Raw genomic sequence first — 23,462 nt, forward strand, 5'->3', positions numbered from 1 at the left:
TTTGCAAAAATGCAGGAACTTTCAGTCGATCTGAAAAGTTTACCGATATATTGAACGAAATGGAGTTACGATCAGACATTCATGTTGAATCGGCAAAGATTCAAAACGAAATAAAGAACTTTCTAGGACTGAGAAGTGATGAGGTCATCTTTGAGTTTACCAATACCGATGGTAAACTCAAGTTGGACTTAATTACCATCAATCCCAGGCACAACCAATCTTTTCTATTCAAGACCATCACCGGTTTTGACAAGACAGATGTGCTTCACAAAATGTTGGAGTACGTGCGCACACATAAAGACAAGGAAAGCTCTTTTACCATTCAATGGATGATGAAAGGAATGAATGAGCTGCAAACCTCCTATTTCCGAGCAAAGAACATGTATGATGCCATGGACAAGCTGTACTATGGACGTGACATGAATAATTTGACTGTATTTAGTATTGTATTAAACCCTGTGGCCTGATGATAAATGTAACGGACAAAGCTAGAGAAGAGATAGTAACCCTGTTGAGTAATGAAGGGAAATCATTGGAACACAACATTCGTGTTTCTGTAAAAGGAGGTGGATGTTCAGGTTTAATGTATGACTTATCCTTCGATCCAGAGGTTCATGATGCCGATGAGGTTTTTGAGGACAAGGGAGTGAAAATCTTAGTAGACAAAAAAAGTCTCCTCTATTTGCTAGGCACCACGCTGGATTTCTCTGACGGACTTAATGGTAAAGGATTTCAGTTTGTGAATCCAAATGCATCCCGTACCTGCGGATGTGGTGAGAGCTTCTCTGTATAAATAAACAATTTGATGATGTAAAAACAATTTTTATTTTTTTACGTATAAGAAGTTGTATATACAACCTATGGAATTCCCTCTTCTACATGCGACTGATCCAACTACCTGTATATCAGGTAAGATGAGTCGAATCAGCAGAATCACCTCTTCGATTTTCAGAAAACATATAAAGCCATTTGGATTATCTAATAGCCAAATGAGTCTACTCTTCCTCCTATCAAAAAGGCAAGGACTCACACAGAAAGAAATTTGTGACATACTGTATATGGAAAAATCTACTTTGAATCGAAATCTCAAGCGACTATTCGAGAGAGATTATGCATCAAAAAAGGATTTCCCTGAAATCAACATTACCGTGAATGGAAAACTTTTATTGGAAAAGGCTATCCCATCCTGGAACGAGGCAATGAATGAAATACGCTCTCTACTTAACGAGAATGGCGAAGCGGCTGTTGATTCCATTTTATATAAGCTTAAACAAACTACATCATGACGCTACAACTCGGATACCTGACCTTGACATTGGCAGTATGCATACTGCTCATCTATTTTGGGTTCACCACTATAAATAAGTCTTACGATGAACCAACAAGAAAACGAAAGAAAACCATATTGGTCTTGAGTATTATTCTATGGCAAGTATACCTTGGAATAGTCGGCTCAACAGAATTCATACTCTCCTATTCTTTCCCGCCTCGATTTGCCATAACTATGATCATTCCGGCTTTCATCTTTACAGGTGTATTCGTCTATAGAAACAGGAATAAAGCGTGGTTACTTAACCTCCCTACCAAGCAGGTTTTCTTCTTTCAATCATTTAGGATTTTGGTTGAGAGTTTGTTTGTGGCCTCAGTTGGGGCGGGCATTTTACACAAGGAAGCTAGCATTGAAGGTTACAACTTTGATATGGTCTATGCCCTTACCGTTCCTTTTGTTGGACTTATTGCATTTAGCAGGCAGTCTTCCAATCTTAAGCTAATTAGGTTCTGGAATTATTTAGGACTGGTGGTCTTAGCTTCTGTCATATTTGTTTTCATGACCTCCATCTATGCACCGGAGTTATATGGAGCTGATAAACCACTATTACCACTAGAGGCTATCACTTATCCCTATGGTCTTGTTGCAGGCTGCCTAATGCCTGTTGCTGTTTTTATGCATGTACTTTCGATTGCTCAGCTCAACAGAATACTAAGGAATTAGAAATCAACTCCGAAGAAAGTTACCAGAACGGTCATAATAAAGATGGTAGCCAAGAGAATTGGAACCAGGTAGGGAAGTGCGATACTTAAGTATTTTTTCACAAAAGATTTCTCATAATTTGGCGCACCGATAGAAATCTCAGCATCAATGTTCTCTTTTTTCCAGATATGAGCTGCAAAGAACACAATAAGGCATCCGCCAAGGGGTAAGAAAGAATCATTAGCCAGGTTTACTACAAAACTGAGAAAATTAGTTTTCGTCTCTGCATTGAAATATTGAATGAATTCCGTAAAGTATTCAGAGTAACCATTTCCAACCAAGGATGGAATCCCAATGACATATACAATCCCTGCCATCAGCCAGGCAGCCTTTGTCCGTGTTAGTTTGTACTCATCCACTAGGTAGGATACCGGTACCTCTAATAGAGATACGGTAGAGGTTAGTGCAGCAAAGCATAGTAATGCGAAAAATGAAGCTCCTAGTATTGACCCGGTTACCCCTCCTATACTTCCAAATATTTGAGGAAGTGTCACAAATATAAGCTCAGGGCCACCACCAACTCCGGTCAATTCTCCATTGCTGATGTAGCCGATAAAAGGAAAAATCATCATGCCAGCTATAAAAGCAATACCTACATCTGCTAACGTAATCAATGCTGCTGAAGAGACAATGTTGTCATTCTTTCCTACATAGCTACCGTAAGTGATGAGCGCTCCCATACCTAGAGAAAGCGAAAAGAAGGCTTGTCCCATAGCATTAAACACCACATTAAATGAAAATTTTGAAAAGTCAGGTAACAGGTAAAACTTTAATCCTGACATTGCATTTGGTAAGAATAACGAGTAAATGACCAAACCTAAAATCATAAAAATCAGCGTTGGAAGAAGAATTTTAGCTGCTTTTTCTATACCGCCGGAAATGCCCTTAGAAACAATGAAAGCTGTCGCAATCATGAATAGCATTCCATAAGTACCTACTTCAAAAACGTTTGAGGTAAATGCAGTGAAATTATCAGCAACAGCAAAATTTCCAGATCCAAGCTGGAACGTATACCCAAAAGCCCAGCCGGCAATCACATTATAAAAGGATAGAATAAGTATACCGCTGAGAACTCCGATTTTTCCGACAAAATTCCACTTCTTATGTCCGAGCGCATTGAATGCCCCGACTGCATTTCTGCCTGATTTTCTGCCGATTGCTATCTCTGTGATCATCACAGGAAAGCAAAGTACAAAGCAAAAGAACAGGTAAACCAATACGAAGATAGCCCCGCCACCGGCCCCTACCTCGTATGGAAATCCCCAGATATTTCCTAATCCAACAGCTGAGCCCGCAGCAGCTGCAATGAATCCTGCTTTACTTGAAAAACCTCCTCTAGATGCCATGATACAGTTTATTTGAAAAGCAATATAGCAAGCAAGCTAGAATTGGATCAAAATAATCATCAGGACATAGAATTCTGATCCCCGTACATTATCACTAGTTATTATACTTTTAGGGTATGAAAGAATGGTCATCTGATCGATGGGTAGGCGTGCTTGCAATCTTAGCGTCTTTGGGCACCCTCTTTGTCATCGTTTATCAAACGAATCTATATCGGAAGCAACAATACGCTTCTGTGCTTCCCTATTTGGAAGTCTGGAACTCTAGAAATGACGATTCTTATCGACTTATCCTAATTAATAATGGTATAGGTCCGGCATTCATAGAGGAAGTGAAGGTTATTTATCAGGATAGCATCTATGCACTTGATCCTGCAGAATTTGCACAGGAAGTAATTATGCCCATTGATTCAATAACCAGATGGGGATATTCTAATATTAGTAAAGGTAGGCTCGTACCTGCCGGAACTCAGATTGAATTAATACAGGTGACAAAGGATAGCATCAACGCAAGCAAGATGTGGTCATGGTTTTCAGGAGGTGATCCAAACCGAAAAGAAATCCCGGAAATAGAATTTGTGTATGGTTCTGTATACGGAGAAAAGTGGATGGTGCAAAAATACGGTACTGATATTCCTAAAAAATTAGAATGACTAATCTTTGTCTCTTTGTCTAATCGTTTTGGAAGTTTGAGTATTTCAGGTGCTATTGATGTTATCTTCTTTTATGAAAGCATAAGGAGATTCAATAAAGATTGCATGATCATGAAAAACGGCTATTGGTGTTCGAAGCATTCTCAAATTAGAGGACAGATAGTCCAAAAAATCATGGGTATCTAAATCCAGCACCCCGCTTACCGGCATTTCAAAATCTGGTTTAATGAGATCTTTTTCTGGAACACTCAGCCTTTTTGCAAGCGTAGCAAGATGCAATTGAGTTAATTGGTCTTTCTGGATTTCAAGCTCTTTAATTACATAATGCTTTAACGACTTGGCGTATGCCAAAGCTTCTCTTTGTTGTAAATCTGCAGAATTATAGATGAACAGAATTTCCTTTTCACTAACCTTCATAACACATTAAGCGATTTAGAAGGAAAATGTTTTAATATGCTCGTACCTCTATTCCCTTCATGAAGTTGACGAAGGCTTTATTAACAACCTTATTGCCTCCAGAAGTCGGGTAATCCCCTGTGAAATACCAATCTCCTAAATGATTAGGACACGCTTTGTGCAGATTCTCCACAGTTTGATAAACAACCTCAACCTCAGCTTTCATTCCTTTAGGTTTTACGATCTCAGTAATTTTTTCTGAAACTTCATCATAGGTGAATTGATTGTACAATTCATTTACATGATTTGCAGGGTTGGGATCAGATTGACTTACCAGACATTTATCAAAAACGATATCTAATAATTCTTCCTTATTGTGGTCCTTGAGTAATGCTAAAACAGCTCTAAAAGCGAGGAAATCTTTCATTTTACTCATATCAATCCCATAGCAATCCGGAAAACGAATCTGAGGGGCTGAAGAGACGATAACAATCTTTTTAGGTTCTAACCGGTCCAATAGGGTAAGAATGCTTTTTTCAAGAGTTGTCCCCCTGACAATACTGTCATCGATAATAACCAAAGTATCCATGTGCTTATTGATCACCTCATAGGTTGTATCATACACATGAGACACCAATTCATCTCTACTACTGTCATCGGTAATGAATGTTCTCAGCTTTGCATCTTTCAAGACTAACTTCTCAACTCGCGGTTGGAAGTTGAGCATTTCTTCGATTGAATCGGCAGAAGGTTTACCTTCTAAAATAACTTCTTTACGTTTTGCGATGAGGTATTTTTCAACGCCACGCATCAGACCTAAAAAGGAAGTTTCTGCTGTATTTGGAATGTAAGAGAAAACTGTATTTCGAAGATCGAAATTAATTGCTTTTAAAACCTGAGGGACCAATAGCTCACCTAGTTTTCGTCGCTCATTGTAAACATCCGGATCCGTCCCTCGTGAAAAATAGATTCGTTCAAAAGAGCATGATTTTCTTTCAATAGGCTCAATAAATTGCTTTTGCTCATAGCTCCCATCTTTTGAGATTATCAAAGCATGGCCAGGCTTAATTTCTTCGATATCGGAGTATTCACAACCGAAAGCCGTTTTGATGGCTTGCTTTTCTGACGTCACAACCACAACCTCATCGTCTGCATAATAATAGGCCGGTCGAATACCAGCTGGATCCCTTGCAACGAATGAAGCCCCGTACCCTATGATCCCTGCCATTGCATAGCCACCATCAAAATCACGACACGATCGGTGTAATACTCGCTGTAGATCTATCTCCTCTTCTATTTTGTAGGTGATCTCCTCATTGGATAGTTCATCTTTGTATTTGTCAAAGATCATTTGGTTTTCTTCATCCAGGAAATGACCAATTTTTTCCATCACCGTCACAGTATCCACCTTATCTTTCGGGAACTGACCAAGTCCTACAAGTATATTGAAGAGCTCCTCCACGTTTGTCATGTTGAAGTTCCCGGCCATGACCAGGTTTCTGCTCCTCCAGTTATTTTGTCTCAAGAAAGGATGGCAATTCTCGATGCTGTTCTTTCCATGGGTACCATATCGAAGGTGTCCCAGCCATGACTCACCGGTAAAAGCATAATTTTCTTTTAGCCATTCCGCGTTGGTTTCATCACCAGTTGGATCTTTTTTGGCTTTTGCATACTTCTTGCTGATTTTACCGAATATCTCCTCAATAGGATTTGAGTTGATAGTACGATATCGGGAAATATACCTAAGTCCTGGCGGCAGGTCTATTTTAATACTTGCAACACCTACACCATCCTGTCCACGATTACTTTGCTTCTTCATCAGCAAGTACATCTTTTTGGCTGCATAGGCAGGCGTGCCGTATTTGTCAATATAATATTGGAGGGGTTTTCTGAGGCGGAGGTGGGCTATGCCACATTCGTGTTTTATCGGGTCACTCATGGACGTTATTAAGCAAGTGTTGCGCTTCCATTACCAATTGAGGTACAAAGAACAACAATAACAACACAATACAGAAAAGAGTTGCTATAATTTTCGTTGAGAAACTGAAATTGATAGACTGGCTGTCAGCCTGACTACTCAAGAAAATGTGTTTTGGTATTTTAAGGTAGAAAAATAGTGATCCAACAGTAGCTAATAGCGTGACTATCAGGTAGGAAAGAAAATATCCACTATTGCTGGATTGATAATATTCCCATAATGTGCTGAAAAGGAAAAATTTAGCAGAGAAACCGGAGAGTGGAGGCAACCCGACCAGTGAGATCAAAATCAATGTAAAAGCACCTCCAATCCACACGGAGATACTGCTATTCGAATAATCCTTTAATAAGGTTAAGTCTTTTCGTTCACATTCATCCAACAAATAGAAAACTCCAAAATTCATTATCATATAAATCACACTGTAAAACCAGAAAGCTTCATAGGAAGTCTCCGAAGACATAATGGCAAATGGCAACAAAAACCCGGAATGAGCAATTGCTCCAAAACTGATCATTCTACGGACGTTTGATTGCATGAATGCTCCCAGCGTGCCGATTATTATAGTCACAATACCAAGTACTAAAATCAATTCGTAAACGATGTGATCCTTTGGGAAAAACCCTATCTCCATCAGGTGCTTTAATAAGACCAATCCGGCAAGCTTTGGTACAACAGACATAAATGCAGTCGCATCTACAGGCGCTGATTCATAGGTAGCAGGAACCCAAACATGCGATGGGAAAATGGAAATTTTAAAGAAGATTCCGAATAGCAACATTAAAAATCCGACCTGAGGCACTAATCCTTCAAACGAAAGAGTGGCCCATTCGCTTAGATACAAGGTACCTGTAGAGCCATAAATTAGTCCAATACCAAAGAGCATAATGGCGGAACTGATTGCTCCGAATAAGAGATACTTTAAACTGGCCTCAAAGCTTTTTTTCTGAAAAGAAAAGTTCGTGAGAATGTAGGATCCAAATGAAACCAACTCAATTGCTAAATAGATAACCAACAGGTTATTGGCCTTGATCATAAATAGACTACCCACAATCATAGCTATGATAAAAAAGTAAAATTCAGGGGCGTGTTCTTTGCTTCGCCTGTACAAAACGATAAGCGAAGAAGCTATTAAAAATAGTGCCCCAAAAACCTTTGAGATTGGACTCAGCAGTATACTTTCCATCATCAGAATTCCAGTGATGCTGTTCGCTTGGTTAAAAGCAAAGGCAACTATCAAAACAATTAAAAAAATGGCTTTAATCAGGTACTGATTAGGGCGAAAAAGTCCAATTATTAGCACAAGAATAGCCCCAAGCATAAGTGAGCTTTCCATCCAAATCGATTGGAGATCATTGAGGATGCTGGTTAATTGATCACTCAAACTCATGGTTGGTATCGACTAAACTGATCGATGAAAAAAGTGATGGTCTCGTTGCTATAATCCAAGAGAAGTCGTGGAAATACACCAAGTAGAATTACCAGTATTGTCAAAGGAATAAGCATCAACTTTTCACGAATAGTAAGGTCAATCATGTTCTGCTCCCAACCGGACTCACGAACGAAATACTTTCCATAAAACATGCGCTGAATGGTCCACAGAAAGTACGCTGCTGAAATAGCTATTCCAGTTGATGCTATGATGCCTATCCAAAGCGATAACTGACTACTCCCAAAGGCGCCCATTAGCACCATTAGCTCCCCCACAAATCCCGAAAGGCCGGGAAGTCCAAGCCCGGCAAAAAAGAAGATGGCCATGAAAAAAGTATAGACTGGCATCTTGCCAGCAAGACCACTAAAGTTTTCCATTTGACGATTTCCTGTACGGTCATAAATCACACCAGCAATAAGAAATAAAGCTGGAGAAATAAGCCCGTGAGATACCATGTGAAAAAATGAGCCTGAAAATCCTATTGCAGTGATTGATGCTAGCCCAACTAACACAAAGCCCATATGCGAGACTGAAGAGTAAGCGACCATCCGCTTAAGGTCTCTTTGTGCTAGGGCATTTAATCCTCCGTAAATGATCGAGAGCACACCAATTATTGCCACAAATCCTGCATACTCAACAGCGATATCGGGGAAAATCCCGTATGCTATTCGAAGTAAGCCGAAGGCCCCTACCTTTAATAATAGGCCCGCTAAAACAACCGATATCGGTGTTGGTGCCTCTACGTGAGCATCTGGTAACCACGTATGCACAGGCACAGCTGGTAATTTTATTCCGAATCCAATAATGAGGAAGATAAATGCTAATACTCTGGCTGAATAACCAAAAATCAGTTCAGATGATCCGGGATCTAATACACTTCCTGACCGGTAGTTTCCATCAAGCATTTGGACTAAACTAAAGGTATTGCTATCTCCATCTATCACACTCAAATAAAGTCCTATCATTACTACTAAAATGAATAAAGACCCTAGTAACGTGTATAGGAAAAATTTAATAGAAGCATACGACCGATTTTTCCCTCCCCATATACCGATCAGGAAAAACATCGGCAAGAGCATAAACTCAAAGCAGAGGTAAAAAAGAAAAAAGTCCAAGGCGATAAAACATCCAATGATGCTTGAGCTCAAAACAAGGTAAAGTATAAAGTATCCCTTTGCTTTTTCCCGGATGTTCCATGAGGAAATTACGCCGATCAACAAGACGAAAGTGGAAAGACATACCAATGGCATACTAATGCCATCAACACCAATAAAGTATTGAATCTTAATATTTCCAATCGATCCCAGCGACATGGATATCCAATCCATTTGCTCGGTAAACTGGAATAGTCCATTCCAATTCGTTGAGGTAAGTGACTGATCAAAGTTGACCATCAACACCATGGAAAGTACGAGCTGAATAGCGACAGCAGCGAATGATAGTTGCCTAAATAATCGCCACCTGTCCACTGGAATAAAAAGCATCCCAAAGGCAACCAATAGTGGAAAAAGAAAAATGTAGCTAAGGGTATTTTCCATTCGACGCTAAAAAAACAGTATCCAACTTAAAATCAAAATAACAAACACTAACAACCATGATAATTGAGTTTGCAAATCTCTACCGCTTAGTCCTGCAAACCGTCTACCTAGGAAAGATGACAGGTAACCAAAAAGATTAATTGGACCGTCTACTAAAAAGCGATCAATTAGTGCGATGACTTTCGAAACTACCACTGTTCCAATGCCTGCAAAATGAACAACTCTGTCGACTATCTTTTGATCCAATTGAAGAGCAAGCACCGCCAACGAATGAAATCCAATGGCTATGACCTGATAGAGTTGAACAATATAAAAACCATTTTCTGCAGCCTTAAAACGTGATTCAAGTACAGGATAATTACGGTTATAATTTGATCCAGGCTTAAAAAAAGAATACGCTAATACCAAACCAACTCCAGTCATAAGCACTGATAAAAGCATCACTACCCTTCCTATCCAGCCAGAGGTCTCGGCAATTTCAAAATTCAAAAATGCATCCAACCATGAGTGATGTTCAAACGGATTTAAATTAAAAACAAACCACATAGATCCTACTGCTAAAATGGCTAACGGTAAGACCACAAGTCTATTTTCCTTGAATGAGGGAGTTTTTGTTACAAATCGAGACTTCCCATAAAATACCAATAGAAGCATCCTGCCTACATATAAAGCAGTGATCATTGCGGTTATCAATGCTATATCCGGAACCAGATAGGCCCAGGTGCCCATTTGCTCAGCCCATTGCCATCCGGCGATGAGAATTCCTTCTTTAGACATAAATCCACTAAATAACGGAACTCCGGCCAAGGCCAGTCCACAAATCAAAAACGACCTGAAAGTCCAGGGGAGTTTATTCTTCAGCCCACCCATAAACCTCATATCCTGACCGTCTTTATCCGATGATTGATGCAAGTAATGAATGACAGACCCGGCCCCAAGAAATAGGCCTGCTTTGAAAAAAGCATGCGTAACCAGATGGAAAAGAGCTGCATCAGCTGCTCCTACACCCATCCCTATCACCATATAACCCAATTGAGATATGGTTGAATAAGCCAGTACTTTTTTGATATCATTCTGGAATAGTGCGCTAATGCCACCATAAAACGCAGTAAACGTCCCAACTAAAGCTACGAAAGTTAGTACTTCCCGATCTAAAAAAGGTGCTACCCTGAAAAGTAGATATACGCCGGCTGCAACCATGGTTGCAGCGTGGATTAAAGCTGAAACAGGTGTTGGTCCAACCATGGCTTTTGTCAGCCATCCTGAAAAAGGGAACTGTGCAGATTTACCAAATGCTCCTATAGCGATCAATAGAGAAGGAAGGAATAAGATAGATCCTTCCATTTCTGATATGTTTAATGATCCGGATTGGTTGAGTATCAAAATGCCAGCCAGTAAGGCCACATCTGCAACCCGATTAACCATGAAGGCCAAGCGTGCTGAATTTGGAACTCCTTCCTTTTTATACCAAAATCCGATAAGTAAGTAAGAAGACAATCCAACCAGCTCCCAAAAAACAAAAAGAAGGATCAGGTGATCAGCAACTAATAGCCCAATCATTGAAGATGTGAACAATCCCAGCTTTGCGAAATATCGATTTTTTCCCGAATCTTCTTTTACATATTCGAGTGAAAAGAAATGCACCAATAGTGAGATTAAAAGTACCAAAACGATCAGGATAGCAGCCACTTTATCATAATGAACGCCAATGAAATATTCTGGTAACCATTCAAATGAAATCGATGTGTAACCCTTGATTATAATAGCTCCAAGTGAAAGAAGTAATGAAATGACAATAGATACGATTGAAAAAGCAGGCTGCTTTGTCCAATAGGTGATTAACCCGCCGATGATTGGCAGAGCAAATATGAACAATATCATCATCTCCGCACCCATCAATCAGCTGTTGCTATTGGTGATGAAACAATCTGTGCCCACTCCGTCCACGAACCGTCGTAAATTGGACTCAATTGGTTCGTTAACTGGTGCCGGGCTAAGGCAACAATACATGCAGTCAGACCAGATCCGCAGGAAAAAACCATTTTCCTATCCGAGAGCCCTTTAAGATTAAAAATATTCTGAAGTTCATCCTGATTTTTGAGAGATGTACCATTCAATACTTCTGTATAAGGAAGATTTACGGATTTAGGAATATGACCTGAACTTAATCCTTCTCTTGGCTCTGGAGCAGTCCCATCAAATCGGCCTTTTGATCTGGCGTCTACAACAACAAATTCATCTGAGTCAATATTCTGATAAATCTGATCATATGACTTTATCAAACCCTTTGTCAATTTGGGTTCAAAATTCCTTTTAAGTGAGGTCTTTCTTGTCTCAGAGGCTGTTTCTCTTGCTTCATTTATCCATTTGGGTAAGCCCCCATCCAAAACTGCTACTTTATTATGTCCCATTGCATTAAACATCCACCAGATTCTGGGGCTGAAATACAAGCCCTGATCATCATAAACAACAATTTTACTATCGTTTTTTATCCCAATCTCCTGGCATTTGGCAGCAAAGTGTTCGGGTGATGGGAACGTATTTGGAAGTTGGCTTTTGGAGTCAGACCAATCCTTTAATGATAGGCTGATAGCCCCGGGGATATAAATAGCCGAGTGGACATCATTCTGGTTATTTACACTCGTGGATTGACTTACATCCAGAATAATCAGATCATTATCTGCTAAGTGTTTTTGCAACCAATCTGTTGTTATCAATCCATTCATGAATTTCCAATTTGGTTAAGTTCGTCCAGATTAGAAATACGGGATTTGCGATAGATATTCAGAAGAATAGCCAATGCTATAGACACCTCGCAAACTGTTAGTGCAACTGCAAAAATCGCAAATATCTGTCCATTCAGGTTGGGATCATTATGGGAGAAGGTGGCCAAAATGATATTAGCCGCATTCAGCATTAATTCAACTCCAATCAATACAAATATGGAATTCCGTTTGGTGATCACTACATAGATGCCAGAACTAAAAAGCACAGCAGCGAGGTATAAAGAATATGGAATTATTGACTCACTCATTTGCTGACATTTTAGCTAAGTATGCTGCACCAACTAATGCTACCAATAATATGAATGCAATCAATTCAAAAGCAACGATGTGATCCGTTAAAAAAGAAATTCCAAGCTGTCTCACCTGATCACTTTTTACCAACTGAGTAGACTTGTCAAAAGAGGTTGACGAGATTAAATATATCAATCCCGATAACGTCCCGAGGGCAATCATGCCACCTAAAATCTGATTCTTAGATTCAGAAAGAACTTTTTCGCCTCTCAATCTATTCGTCATCATGACCCCAAACGCCAGGAGTATAATGACACCACCTGCATAAAGCATTATTTGTACCACGGCCAACAACTCGGACATGAGGAGCACATATAGACCTGCGACTCCTACAAGAGTCAAACATAGCGAATAAGCTGCATGAACAATATTTTTCGTGATGAGGATGATAGCAACACCCCCCAGTATCATCAAAATAAGAAATACGAATATTACTTCAATCATTTCTTCTTTGGTATTCGCGGTTTAAAAACAGGTTTCGCAGCAGGTTTCTTCATTACATCAACCTCTTTCTTAATCGTAGGCAATTCAGGTTTCGCCTTTAATTTTGCCGCCTGATAATCCTCAAATTCTTTACTTTTTTCAGTTATTTCTTTATCGGTCATTTTGCTAAAAGAAAAGTTGTGATCCAGTATATCTGTCGTGCTGAAATCAAATTCTTTGGTCATTGTCAGACACTCAGTTGGACAAACAACTGTGCATAGGCCACAAAAACAGCATTTAGACATATCTATATCAAACTTTGCCGCATGAATCCTTAGCGGTGTTCCGTCTGATGTTTGTCCAAAAACTTCGGGCGATCTAATTGGCTCAATCTCAATGCAATCTACAGGACAGACTTTGGCGCACTTATCACAAACTATACAATCATCAATTTCATTATGAAGCTGATATCTTCCATGATCTGGGATTGGAATTTCCTCATGCGGGTACTGAACTGTAAATGTTCTGTTAGCATCAGAAAAATAGTTAGCATCTGTAACTGCTTCTTTTTTTCTACTCTTTCTGGCTTGAATAAAATACCTGATGGAAAGGCTCATTCCTTTCCATGTGGTTTTAATTCCCTGTGATATGTTTTTGAAATAACTCACTTAACTAATTAACCAAAGTTTCCAGAGTGAACAAACAAATAACATCACTATTGAGATAGGTGTTAGGTACTTCCAGGACAAGTTCATTAATTGGTCTACTCTAAGTCGTGGTAAAGTCCACCTGACCCACATCTGAATAAAAATCAGAATTAGTGCTTTGGACAATAACCAAATCGCACCCCAAATAGGTCCGTCAGCCAAGCCGTTTACGGGCGAGTTCCATCCCCCAAAAAATAAAACAGTTCCCAAGATGGATATTAACAGCATCATACCATATTCTGAAAGCATGAAAATGCCCCATCGGAAACCAGAGTATTCTGTGTGATACCCGCCAATAAGCTCGGATTCTGATTCAGGTAAATCGAAGGGTGTTCGATTGGACTCTGCCAAGCCGGCGATGAAGTATATAACGAATGGTATGATAAGTACAGGGTACTTGATGATATGCCAGGATAGAATCCCACCACCCTGAAGTACACTCATTTGATGAAGATCAAGTGTGCCAGCACAAACAATTACACTTAGTACACTTAAACCTAACGGGACCTCATACGAAACAATCTGTGCAATGGATCTCATTGCTCCATATAAGCTGTACTTGTTGTTGGAGGCCCAGCCTGCCATAAGAATGCCCAAGACATCCAATGAGATTATGGCTAAAAGAAAAAACACCCCACTCGAAATACCTACATCATTCATTGATGAATTGATAGGTAGTACTGAATAGCCAGTGAAAATGGCAGCAAATACAATAATGGGTGCTATCAGGTACGGAACTTTATCAACTGCAGTAGCCCTTATATCTTCTTTTTGAAGCATTTTCAACAAATCTGCAATCGTTTGCAAAATCCCCTTGGGTCCTACCTCCATCGGACCTAGTCGGTTTTGTATGAATGCAGCAGTCTTCCGCTCGGCGTAAACAGCCACAACTACAAATATCAGAAGGAATGTAAGGTAGAAAACGAATGAAATCACACTCGAATTTACTTCGCAACCTTGGTTAACAAAATATTAAAAGCAGAATTATCCGGGGAGCCAACCTACCATTACGTCCTCGAGTCTGACATAATCGATCGTAGTGTCGCCAAAAGCAACTTTACGAAGAATCACAGTCACCTTATATGCCTCATTTTTCTTCGCTTTCTCTATTTCTAATTCGTCAACTAGCAATTCGACCGTTCCACTAGTGGCTACTTCATCTAGCAACTCATCCGGCTTATCCATCATTACATCATTGCATAAAGAAGCAGCAATCGAACCGGCATATTTTTTACGCGCAACCTTAACGATATCAGCTTTTCCAATTCCATAAGACTGAGTGGATTCAAGTTCGACAGATCCTGCATCGATGACAATAGAAACAAATTCAGAATTATCTTCATTTAGCTTGTAAACAATGAAATTTCCACAACCGACAGTGTCACCAGTATATGGATTTGTAGACTTGGTATTTTTATTCACGGCACAAGCTGTCAATAAAATAAGTGATGTGAAAATCAAGATATTCTTCATGTTGTAAATCTAATTTAATTCATCCCAAATGGGAATCTTTTCAAGGTGTACTTCTTTACCGAAAAATGTCTTTGTTGTGTGTTCGAAAGAGGCGGTGAAATCAGAAACCAGAAATTTGTCTTTAAACGTTTTTCCTACTGCATTCAATTGATTGTATTCGAGGAAGGCTTTTAATGCCTTTGCTACCATTTGTGCAGAATCAATCACCTCAACAACTTTATTATTTTTTAGATAATGTGCACTGATGCTATCCTTAATGATTGGGTAATGTGTACACCCAAGAATCAATGACTTAATGCCTTGTAAAGCCGGATCATTTAGGTACCGCTCAATGATACTATTGCTGATCGAATCATCATAAATACCTTCTTCAATCATTGGCACTAAAAGAGGAGTCGCCAAAGATGTAAATTCAATATTTGATTTTAACTCCTTGATCTTTTTTTCATACACACCTGCTGAAACTGTCTGCTTTGTCCCTATTAGTCCAATCTTATCATCACTATGATGTTCTCTGATAAAATCAATAGTTGGATTAATTACGTCAAAAACCTTTGCTTTTTTACCTACATATTCAGTTACTAAATCAAATGCAGCAGAGGAGGCAGAATTACAAGCAATTAGAATGACTTTACATTTTTGTTGCAAAAGCATTTCAGCGATTCGTACGGAATAAGCCTGAATTGCGGCAGTTGATTTATCTCCGTAAGGAAGATGTGCAGTATCTCCAAAATAGATTATAGATTCATTGGGAAGTGATTTTTTTACAGCCTTGGCCACTGTAAGACCTCCAATACCACTATCAAAAATCCCGATGGGTTGGTTTGATTTCATGTATTAAAATACCAGTTGAAATTTTTAAACAAATATGTTAAGAACAGATCACTTTAACGTTCTCAAACCCTATTCCCCTGCCTACCGCAGGCAGGCTTGCGAGAGAGGGACGAACGAGACTTGAGAATCTGATTTCCAAATCGATGGTATTCCCATGACTCGGTTTCCTTACCAGTCAACCTCTCAAGGGAATACCGCCTCATTTTTAAATTTAGTCGTGAAACTGAAAACCATAAAAAACCCCGACGTAAACGTCAGGGCTGCAAGTAAAGAGTTAAAATTTAATTGTGCTATTCCAAATTTAATCAATTCGTCATCGCAACCAAAAGGTCGCTCTGCGTAATGATATGCACGTTGTTTGATTCGTCTCTAATCATCAACGCTTTCTTTTCTTTTCTTAACATGGAAGACATCACATCAATTGGCTCTAAAGAAGAGATAAACTGAAACGGAGCTTCCATTATTTCAGACACAGATTGTTCCTTCAATTTTGGATTCTCAACCAGGCTTTTGAGCAACAAGCTATCCGATACACTTCCAACAAATTCATTCCCATTTACAACCGGGGCTTGGTCAATACCTTTCTTATTCATCAACCTAATGGCATCCCCTACCTTCATGGCTTGATCTATTGTAACTAAATCAGATGATCCGTTTTTGCTCATTATGATGTCTTTTGCCGTAGCAAACTTTCTATCTTCCAGGAATCCATGATCCTTCATCCAATCGTCGTTGTATACTTTGCCAAGGTACCTCGTCCCATGATCGGGAAGAATGATCACCATGACATCCTCCTCGCTCAGATTTTCTTTGGCATACTCTAAGGCTCCATGTACCGCTGAACCACATGACCATCCAATAAATAGCCCCTCTTCTCTTGCTAATCTACGCGTCATGATTGCAGCATCTTTATCCGTCACCTTCACAATGTGGTCAACCATATCGAAATCAACATTCTTAGGGAGAATATCTTCACCAATACCCTCTGTCAAATACGGGTAGATTTCCTTTTCATCAAATTCACCTGTTTCTTTATATTTTTTAAAAACAGAACCGTATGAATCCAAGCCAATTGTAACTACATCAGGATTTTGTTCTTTTAAGTACTTGGAAGTTCCACTGATCGTTCCTCCAGTGCCCATCCCTGCAGCATAATGGGTAATTTTTCCATCCGTATCCTTCCAAATCTCCGGCCCGGTGGTTTCATAGTGTGATTGCGCATTTGCCGGGTGATCATATTGATTTGGGTAAAAAGAATTAGGAATATCTTTTTCTAATTGTTTAGCTACAGAATAGTAAGACTTTGGATCATCTGGTGCTACGTTAGTGGGACAAACAACCACTTCTGCACCCATCGCTCGGAGCACATCCATCTTTTCTTTACTCTGCTTATCTGCAAGTGTAAAAATGCATTTATAGCCTTTTGAGATTGCCACTAGAGCCAATCCCATGCCGGTATTTCCAGACGTGCCTTCAATGATGGTACCACCTGGCTTCAGAATACCTTTTTCTTCCGCATCTTCAATCATTTTTAGGGCAATTCGATCCTTAATGGAGTTGCCAGGGTTGAAATACTCTACTTTGACTAAAATCGTCCCTTTTATGCCCTTATTAACACTATTCAATTTGAGGAGTGGGGTATTTCCTATTCCCTCCGTTAAATTATTTAGATACTTCATTTACAAGTTTTAGATATGATAGCGCAAAGGTAGAAAAAAGCACTTCAACAACTAATAATTACCATATATCGAGGATTTGCATCCTTATGGCTAGTAAAAAATCCATATAGATCAACGCATCCGTATATTTGCAATAACAATTAATTATTATGTCGCGATTTTTAATCGTTTCTTTCATTTCTCTTCTGCATCTAACTCTTTTAGGTCAGACAACTACGCAAAATGGTCAATGGACTACCAATGGTACCTGGATTGGGGGCTCCTACCCAGGAACGCTAACTGTAAATGCTGGTGATGACGATTTAGACTTAAATAATCAAACCATTTCAATCGATCATTATGTCATTGTTGGTGCGAGTGATGATCGAATAGATATGAATTTTGCTAACTCTAATAGTACTGGTTCTTTAACAATAGAGGATAATGATACATTGATTGTTTATGGAGATTGGGTCTTTGCAAACAAGTCAATGGACTTAAACATTGGTTCAAACTCTGTTGTGATCGTACTTGGAGATGCTTCATTTTCTAATAAAATTGACATAGCAACATCTGGAACGCTTGTCGTTTCAGGAAATTTTAATAAATCAGGATCTCAAGGTTCCTATAGTGGTGGCGGAGCGGTTTATGCAGGTTCATATTCAGGAAGCGCTGATTCATTCATCCCGGGAGATACTGGAACGGGTGGAGATCAACAGCAAACGATTGATGATCTGTCTGATGATGGGTTTACAGAAATAGAGGTATTCGTTGATGATGAAGGATCTACCCCGCTTCCCGTTGAGCTTATTTATTTTAATGTTAACGCCAATGACAATATTGAATTGATGTGGGCAACAGCCAGCGAAATCAATAATGATCATTTCGTCATTCAACGATCAGAAGATGGAATAACCTTTTACGAAATTGGAAAAATTGGTGGAAATGGGGATTCTAATGAGACCATTAGTTATACTTTTACTGATCGCTCGCCAACTGCCCCTGTTCACTATTATCGATTAAAACAAGTTGATTTTGATGGTCAATTCGAATACCTGGAAGTGAAGCGCGTAGCTACAGGAATTAAGGAAAATGCCATTCAAATCAAAGTTTTTCCTACCGTAGTTAAAAATGCAATTCTTAATTACAGTTCCAATCAGCCTATTGTCATTCGGGAAATTGCTTTAGTCAGTTTATCAGGAGGAGAAGCTTATGACCTTCAAGGTCGTGTCGAAAGAACGAATGCGTTGAGCTATTCCATAGATGTTAGCGGTATACAAAAGGGTTTTTACCTAATAAAGATTACTACCGCCGAAAATCAAAATATGTCTTCCCGAATAATTATTGAATAACTGGTTTGTCTGAATCATTATCTTTAGTGTCTAAACACTAAAGTATGAGGCATATATACATTCTGTTCTTTCTTTTATTTTCATTTGGATTAACCGCACAGAATCCTTACTTCCCAAAGACACTCTCGATGAAAGAGCGGGCTGAAGTAATCGATCAATGGTTGGAAGAACGGGTGCAAACCGTACTTCCTGAAGTGATGAGGCGATCCGAAATAGATATGTGGATTATTATAGCCAGGGAATACAATGAAGACCCAGTCATCAAAACACTGCTTCCTGCCACATGGCAATCGGCAAGGAGAACAACTATTCTAGTGGCTTATGACCCGGGCGAAAGTCAGGCTCTTGAAACATTCGGAATATCCAGATACAATACCGGAGACCTTTTCAAAACGGCTTGGAACAAAGAAGAACAACCCGATCAATGGAAAGCCCTTGCCGATATGATCATCAATAAAGATCCAAAAAAGATTGGCATCAACAAGTCTGAGACGTTTGCGCTGGCTGATGGCATCTCGTCAACTCATCATGATATGTTGATGGATGTGCTTCCAAAGAAGTATCAGGATCGTATAGTTGGTGCAGAAAACATTGCCATTGGTTGGCTGGAAACTCGAACGGAAAGTGAGATGATGGTTTATCAAAACATTGTTCGAATGGCGCATCAAATCATTGCAGAAGGCTTTTCAGAAAAAGTGATCCAACCTGGAGTCACAACTACTGACGATGTGGTCTGGTGGTATCGGGACCGCATTCGTGAGCTGGGGTTCACTGCATGGTTTCATCCATCTGTTTCTATTCAGCGAGCGGATCCCGAATCTTTTGATCATCTCCAATCATTCTCAGAACGACCGGAACAGCAAGTGATCTATCCCGGTGATTTACTCCATGTTGATTTCGGCATTACGTATCTGAGATTGAATACAGATACTCAACAACATGCATACGTACTAAAACCTGGTGAAAAAGAAGTTCCCGACTTCTTAAAGGCTGCTTTCAAAAAAGGAAATCGAGTGCAGGATATTTTAACAGCTAATTTCAAAACTGGCAGAAGTGGCAATGAGATACTAAAAGCCACGCTCAATCAGTGTGAAGCTGAAGGCTTAAAAGGCGTCATTTACACCCACCCCATCGGATTTCATGGACATGCGGCCGGGCCTACTATCGGGTTATGGGATCAACAAGGTGGCGTTCCAGGAAAAGGTGATTATCCACTTTATCCGAATACGGCTCATTCCATAGAATTGAATGCCGGAGTATATTTGGAAGAATGGGGAAAAGAAATTCGAATTATGCTGGAAGAAGACGCATTCTTTGACGGTGAAAATGTGAGATATATTGATGGAAGAGCTACAGAAATCATGACCATTCCTAGAGCCTTGTATCCAAACGAATGAATTTTCACCGTCACATACCAGAAGGACAATTAGCCCTACATATTCAATCAATTGCTTATTTTGATGCCTACAGTCCGGATTATGAAAAGGAACGTTTGCTTCCAGATGGATGCCAGACACTGATTATTGATCTCACAGAAACACCGAAGCGCATCTTCGATAATATTGACCTGACTGCTAAGCAGGTTTGTAAACGTTATTGGTTCTCGGGAGCTAGAAGTGAACTACTTACCATAGATGCCGGAGGGATCAACTCCAGCATGCTGGTGATCAACTTTACTTTTACGGGCGCCTTTCAGTTTATTCATCATCCTTCGGAGCAAACAAAAAGTCAGGTCATAGACGCAGATGTCTTTTTTCAAATCCATTCTCTAAGAGAGCAATTGCTCAACACTGAAGAAGTTCAAACTAAATTTTCCATAACCGAGCATTTTTTGAAACGGCACTTACTGGACCAAAGCCCACCGGAGGCTATCATACGTGCTTCTAATCTCATTGCCTCTAACCCCCAAGCTGGAACACTGAAATGGATATCTGAAAACAGTGGATATAGCCAAAAACATTTCATTGGGCTATTTAAGAAATACCTAGGCCTCACTCCGAAGGGCTTTCAAAAAATCATGCGATTTCAGAAGGTGGTGAAAGATCTCGAATCAATCAAAACCATCAACTGGACTCAACTCGCTCTTGATTGCGGATACTACGATCAGGCGCATTTCATCAATGAGTTTAAAACCTTCTCCGGGTATAATCCACAACAATATCTCTCCGAAAAGGGGCCTGACCTCAACTATATTCCTCTTAGGTAAATTTTTTCCAATACAGAGTCTCCTGCACCACCTACTTTTATCCTAAAAAACGTATGGAAGACATGAACATCAACCACTGGGCTGTGTTTGTAGCAGCTATCGCTAATCTTATAGTAGGTGCAATCTGGTATTCACCGGCTTTGTTTTACAATGCCTGGAAAAGTGAAAACAACAAAACAGATGATGATTTTAAAGACATCAATATTGGAAAAATCTACGGTATTTCCACCATATTGTCCGTCATCATTTGTTACAACATGGCCTTCTTTCTGGGAGATTCAAACACAGATTGGGTCTGGGGAACAACAGCAGGATTTCTTACAGGATTCGGTTGGGCAGCAATGATCTTTGTCATCATTGCCATGTATGAGCAAAAATCTATTCGCTACATGCTGATCAATGGAGGTTACATTGTTGTGTATTTCACTTTGATTGGGTTTATATTAGGAATCTGGAGATAATTCCTATTAACCAATCATCATAAGAACATGAAATATCTGAGGATCTTATTAATCCCTATTTGCATTGGTATCAATGGATGTAGCGAGCAATCAAAATCTTACTCGCTTGTATACGTCACGGATGCTAATATTCAGGAAATGGAGGTTTACAAAACTGATCTAATCAATGAACCAACGAAATTGTTTGGTGATACTTCATACTATGTTTACGGTTTGGCTCCTTCCAAGGACGGCCAGTTTATCTACTTTCGGGATTTTAAAGGAACCACTCCGGATCTGAAAAAATATGATGTCAAATCCGGTGATATCTCTGATTTCATTGCAACGGAATACAAAGAAGGCGGTATGGACATTACAGAAGATGGAAGTGTTGTGTACGTTTCTAATAAGGACAGTGAAAAACCTGAGGTTTATTATATAAATGCCAATGGAAAAGAGACACGAATTACTTCCAATGATTTTTGGGAACTCTCGGCAAAATTCTCACCTGATGGTAAACGAATCGTTTTTAGCAGGCAAATTACCTCCCCAGATTCTACAGATATAACCGGAAATGGAGAGTTGTTTATTTATGACCTGGTAAAAAAAGTTGAAACAAGGTTGACTGATAAGAAAGGATTTGACGCGTTACCCGATTGGTCGCCTGATGGAAGTCAGGTTGTATTTCATGGTTGCGTTGAGGGTGGTTGTCATATATTCATTATCAATAGTGACGGCACAGGGACCAGACAAATAACGAATGAGAATGACAATCGCTGGCCGAGGTGGTCTCCGGATGGAGAATGGATCGCGTTTACTTCAACCCAAAATGAACAAACCGATATCCATATTATAAAGCCTGATGGTTCTGAAGAACGAAAAATCACCAAATCTCCAAAACGTGAAGAGATCGCAGAATGGATATTAAACATCGACTAAAAATGAAAAAGATCAATTTATGTATTGTCCTCCTTATCTTATTTGGATGTCAACAACCGACTAATGAAGAAGCTGAAACCAATAATTATCGCATTGCCTATAATGTATGGACTGATCAGGAAGGAGATAACTATGAGGTGTTCAGCATGAACTCTGATGGCTCTGAAGCAAGGAATATTACCAACCTTTCAGGCGTTGAATGGACGTATTCTGCGAATGGTTCAGACGTACTCTATATCTCTGACAAAGACACTTGCGCCAGGTGTTACTTCCTCTACTCAACAGATGCTTATGGTATAGAACACTCAAAGATTGGCGGGCCGCAACTAAAAGATAGCTGGATGAGTACCAGAAAAAGTGGAGAAGAGATCATTGTAAATCCCAGAGTACAAGGCGATAGCGCCTTCTATATCATCAATAGATCCGGTGAACTTGTAAAAAAAGTCTATACCAGCCTCTCCTACTACAGCGATCCATCCTTTTCGCCTGATGGATCAGAGATTGTATTCAGAGGATCAGAGAAACGTTTTCGCCCTAACATAGGCTATCAGGATGAACTGTATATTGTTGGCGTAGATGGTAGCAACTTAAGACAACTAACCTATTATCCAAAAGGAGACACCACAGCAGATTGGTACAGTTACCATGCTGGCCCGCCCTTCTGGGAACCTAATCGAAACATTATTACTTATCACTCAAAACAACAAGGCGGATCATATCTTTTCCAAATCAATCCCGATGGTACTGGCCTAAAGAAGCTAACACCGGATTCTATCCTGGTTGGCTGGCATTCCTGGTCTCCTGATGGAAACATGATTGCGTTTGATGCTAACTCTGGTGGCAAGGATGGTAAGATGAATTTTGACATCTTCACAATGGATTATGAAACTGGTGAGATCACACAGGTTACTACTGATACCTTATTTGAACAAGCGCCTGTTTTTGTGGAAATACATACACCCAAATGACCAAAAATTTCGTTGG

Annotated in this window: 25 protein-coding genes; 11 read left to right on the forward strand and 14 right to left on the reverse strand. The window is 39.7% G+C overall.

The window, feature by feature from the left end:
* Nucleotides 1-59: 59 nt before the first annotated feature.
* The 4 genes from ACO05G_RS09470 (at nt 60) to ACO05G_RS09485 (ending at nt 1,993) form a co-directional block, all read left to right on the forward strand.
* A complete protein-coding gene (locus tag ACO05G_RS09470; RefSeq protein WP_421762570.1) occupies nt 60-467 on the forward strand; it encodes a hypothetical protein in 408 nt (135 codons plus the stop codon).
* Nucleotides 467-793, forward strand: coding sequence for a HesB/IscA family protein (locus ACO05G_RS09475; protein ID WP_421762571.1), 327 nt, complete (start codon nt 467-469; stop codon nt 791-793). The genes ACO05G_RS09470 and ACO05G_RS09475 overlap by 1 nt, the downstream gene beginning before the upstream one ends.
* A gap of 67 nt (nt 794-860) precedes the next feature.
* The gene (locus ACO05G_RS09480; protein WP_421762572.1) at nt 861-1,286 is read left to right on the forward strand and encodes a MarR family winged helix-turn-helix transcriptional regulator; all 426 of its coding nucleotides are present in this window, start codon (nt 861-863) and stop codon (nt 1,284-1,286) included.
* Nucleotides 1,283-1,993 carry a hypothetical protein gene (locus ACO05G_RS09485; RefSeq protein ID WP_421762573.1) on the forward strand — a complete coding sequence of 237 codons (711 nt, stop codon included), beginning with the start codon at nt 1,283-1,285 and terminating at the stop codon, nt 1,991-1,993. The genes ACO05G_RS09480 and ACO05G_RS09485 overlap by 4 nt, the downstream gene beginning before the upstream one ends.
* On the opposite strand, the gene ACO05G_RS09490 is transcribed toward ACO05G_RS09485, so the two are convergent.
* The gene (locus ACO05G_RS09490) at nt 1,990-3,378 is read right to left on the reverse strand and encodes a sodium-dependent transporter (RefSeq protein WP_421762574.1); all 1,389 of its coding nucleotides are present in this window, start codon (nt 3,376-3,378) and stop codon (nt 1,990-1,992) included. The two genes, ACO05G_RS09485 and ACO05G_RS09490, sit on opposite strands and share 4 nt — an antisense overlap.
* 116 nt (nt 3,379-3,494) lie before the next feature.
* Between ACO05G_RS09490 and ACO05G_RS09495 the strand changes: the two genes are divergently transcribed.
* Complete coding sequence (locus ACO05G_RS09495) at nt 3,495-4,028, forward strand: hypothetical protein (RefSeq protein WP_421762575.1); 534 nt, start codon at nt 3,495-3,497, stop codon at nt 4,026-4,028.
* 45 nt (nt 4,029-4,073) lie between these two features.
* Here the strand turns inward: ACO05G_RS09495 and ACO05G_RS09500 are convergent, their stop codons facing one another.
* The 13 genes from ACO05G_RS09500 to ACO05G_RS09560 form a co-directional block, all read right to left on the reverse strand.
* A complete protein-coding gene (locus tag ACO05G_RS09500; protein ID WP_421762576.1) occupies nt 4,074-4,445 on the reverse strand; it encodes a hypothetical protein in 372 nt (123 codons plus the stop codon).
* Between the two features lie 31 nt (nt 4,446-4,476).
* Complete coding sequence (locus tag ACO05G_RS09505) at nt 4,477-6,363, reverse strand: amidophosphoribosyltransferase (protein ID WP_421762577.1); 1,887 nt, start codon at nt 6,361-6,363, stop codon at nt 4,477-4,479.
* On the reverse strand, nt 6,356-7,735 hold the full coding sequence (locus ACO05G_RS09510; RefSeq protein WP_421762578.1) for an NADH-quinone oxidoreductase subunit N: 1,380 nt from the start codon (nt 7,733-7,735) through the stop codon (nt 6,356-6,358). Before ACO05G_RS09510 ends, ACO05G_RS09505 begins: the two co-directional genes overlap by 8 nt.
* A gap of 50 nt (nt 7,736-7,785) precedes the next feature.
* Nucleotides 7,786-9,369: a complex I subunit 4 family protein gene (locus tag ACO05G_RS09515; RefSeq protein ID WP_421762579.1), complete on the reverse strand. Its 1,584-nt coding sequence runs from the start codon at nt 9,367-9,369 to the stop codon at nt 7,786-7,788.
* A gap of 6 nt (nt 9,370-9,375) precedes the next feature.
* Nucleotides 9,376-11,265 carry an NADH-quinone oxidoreductase subunit L gene (locus tag ACO05G_RS09520; protein WP_421762580.1) on the reverse strand — a complete coding sequence of 630 codons (1,890 nt, stop codon included), beginning with the start codon at nt 11,263-11,265 and terminating at the stop codon, nt 9,376-9,378.
* A complete protein-coding gene (locus ACO05G_RS09525) occupies nt 11,265-12,095 on the reverse strand; it encodes a sulfurtransferase (protein ID WP_421762581.1) in 831 nt (276 codons plus the stop codon). The genes ACO05G_RS09520 and ACO05G_RS09525 overlap by 1 nt, the downstream gene beginning before the upstream one ends.
* A complete protein-coding gene (nuoK, locus tag ACO05G_RS09530) occupies nt 12,092-12,403 on the reverse strand; it encodes an NADH-quinone oxidoreductase subunit NuoK (RefSeq protein WP_421762582.1) in 312 nt (103 codons plus the stop codon). The genes ACO05G_RS09525 and nuoK overlap by 4 nt, the downstream gene beginning before the upstream one ends.
* Complete coding sequence (locus ACO05G_RS09535; RefSeq protein WP_421762583.1) at nt 12,396-12,890, reverse strand: NADH-quinone oxidoreductase subunit J; 495 nt, start codon at nt 12,888-12,890, stop codon at nt 12,396-12,398. Before ACO05G_RS09535 ends, nuoK begins: the two co-directional genes overlap by 8 nt.
* On the reverse strand, nt 12,887-13,537 hold the full coding sequence (locus ACO05G_RS09540; RefSeq protein WP_421762584.1) for a 4Fe-4S binding protein: 651 nt from the start codon (nt 13,535-13,537) through the stop codon (nt 12,887-12,889). Before ACO05G_RS09540 ends, ACO05G_RS09535 begins: the two co-directional genes overlap by 4 nt.
* On the reverse strand, nt 13,538-14,512 hold the full coding sequence (gene nuoH, locus ACO05G_RS09545; protein WP_421762585.1) for an NADH-quinone oxidoreductase subunit NuoH: 975 nt from the start codon (nt 14,510-14,512) through the stop codon (nt 13,538-13,540). It lies immediately after the preceding gene.
* A 48-nt stretch (nt 14,513-14,560) separates the two neighbouring features.
* On the reverse strand, nt 14,561-15,049 hold the full coding sequence (locus tag ACO05G_RS09550) for a hypothetical protein (protein WP_421762586.1): 489 nt from the start codon (nt 15,047-15,049) through the stop codon (nt 14,561-14,563).
* 9 nt (nt 15,050-15,058) lie between these two features.
* On the reverse strand, nt 15,059-15,883 hold the full coding sequence (murI, locus tag ACO05G_RS09555; RefSeq protein WP_421762587.1) for a glutamate racemase: 825 nt from the start codon (nt 15,881-15,883) through the stop codon (nt 15,059-15,061).
* A gap of 305 nt (nt 15,884-16,188) precedes the next feature.
* Nucleotides 16,189-17,562, reverse strand: a complete 1,374-nt coding sequence (locus ACO05G_RS09560; RefSeq protein WP_421762588.1) for a cystathionine beta-synthase — start codon at nt 17,560-17,562, stop codon at nt 16,189-16,191.
* A gap of 149 nt (nt 17,563-17,711) precedes the next feature.
* Between ACO05G_RS09560 and ACO05G_RS09565 the strand changes: the two genes are divergently transcribed.
* From ACO05G_RS09565 to ACO05G_RS09590, 6 genes are all read left to right on the forward strand, one after another.
* Nucleotides 17,712-18,893, forward strand: a complete 1,182-nt coding sequence (locus tag ACO05G_RS09565) for a T9SS type A sorting domain-containing protein (RefSeq protein WP_421762589.1) — start codon at nt 17,712-17,714, stop codon at nt 18,891-18,893.
* A gap of 44 nt (nt 18,894-18,937) precedes the next feature.
* The gene (locus ACO05G_RS09570) at nt 18,938-20,290 is read left to right on the forward strand and encodes a M24 family metallopeptidase (RefSeq protein ID WP_421762590.1); all 1,353 of its coding nucleotides are present in this window, start codon (nt 18,938-18,940) and stop codon (nt 20,288-20,290) included.
* Entirely contained in the window at nt 20,287-21,099 is an 813-nt protein-coding gene (locus ACO05G_RS09575) for an AraC family transcriptional regulator (protein ID WP_421762591.1), read from the forward strand. Before ACO05G_RS09570 ends, ACO05G_RS09575 begins: the two co-directional genes overlap by 4 nt.
* Before the next feature lie 62 nt (nt 21,100-21,161).
* The gene (locus ACO05G_RS09580) at nt 21,162-21,560 is read left to right on the forward strand and encodes a DUF1761 domain-containing protein (RefSeq protein WP_421762592.1); all 399 of its coding nucleotides are present in this window, start codon (nt 21,162-21,164) and stop codon (nt 21,558-21,560) included.
* A gap of 27 nt (nt 21,561-21,587) precedes the next feature.
* Nucleotides 21,588-22,478 carry a hypothetical protein gene (locus ACO05G_RS09585; RefSeq protein WP_421762593.1) on the forward strand — a complete coding sequence of 297 codons (891 nt, stop codon included), beginning with the start codon at nt 21,588-21,590 and terminating at the stop codon, nt 22,476-22,478.
* A gap of 2 nt (nt 22,479-22,480) precedes the next feature.
* Nucleotides 22,481-23,446 carry a TolB family protein gene (locus ACO05G_RS09590; RefSeq protein WP_421762594.1) on the forward strand — a complete coding sequence of 322 codons (966 nt, stop codon included), beginning with the start codon at nt 22,481-22,483 and terminating at the stop codon, nt 23,444-23,446.
* Nucleotides 23,447-23,462: the final 16 nt, after the last annotated feature.

The organism is Ekhidna sp. (assembly GCF_965227465.1).
Classification (GTDB): Bacteria; Bacteroidota; Bacteroidia; order Cytophagales; family Cyclobacteriaceae; genus Ekhidna.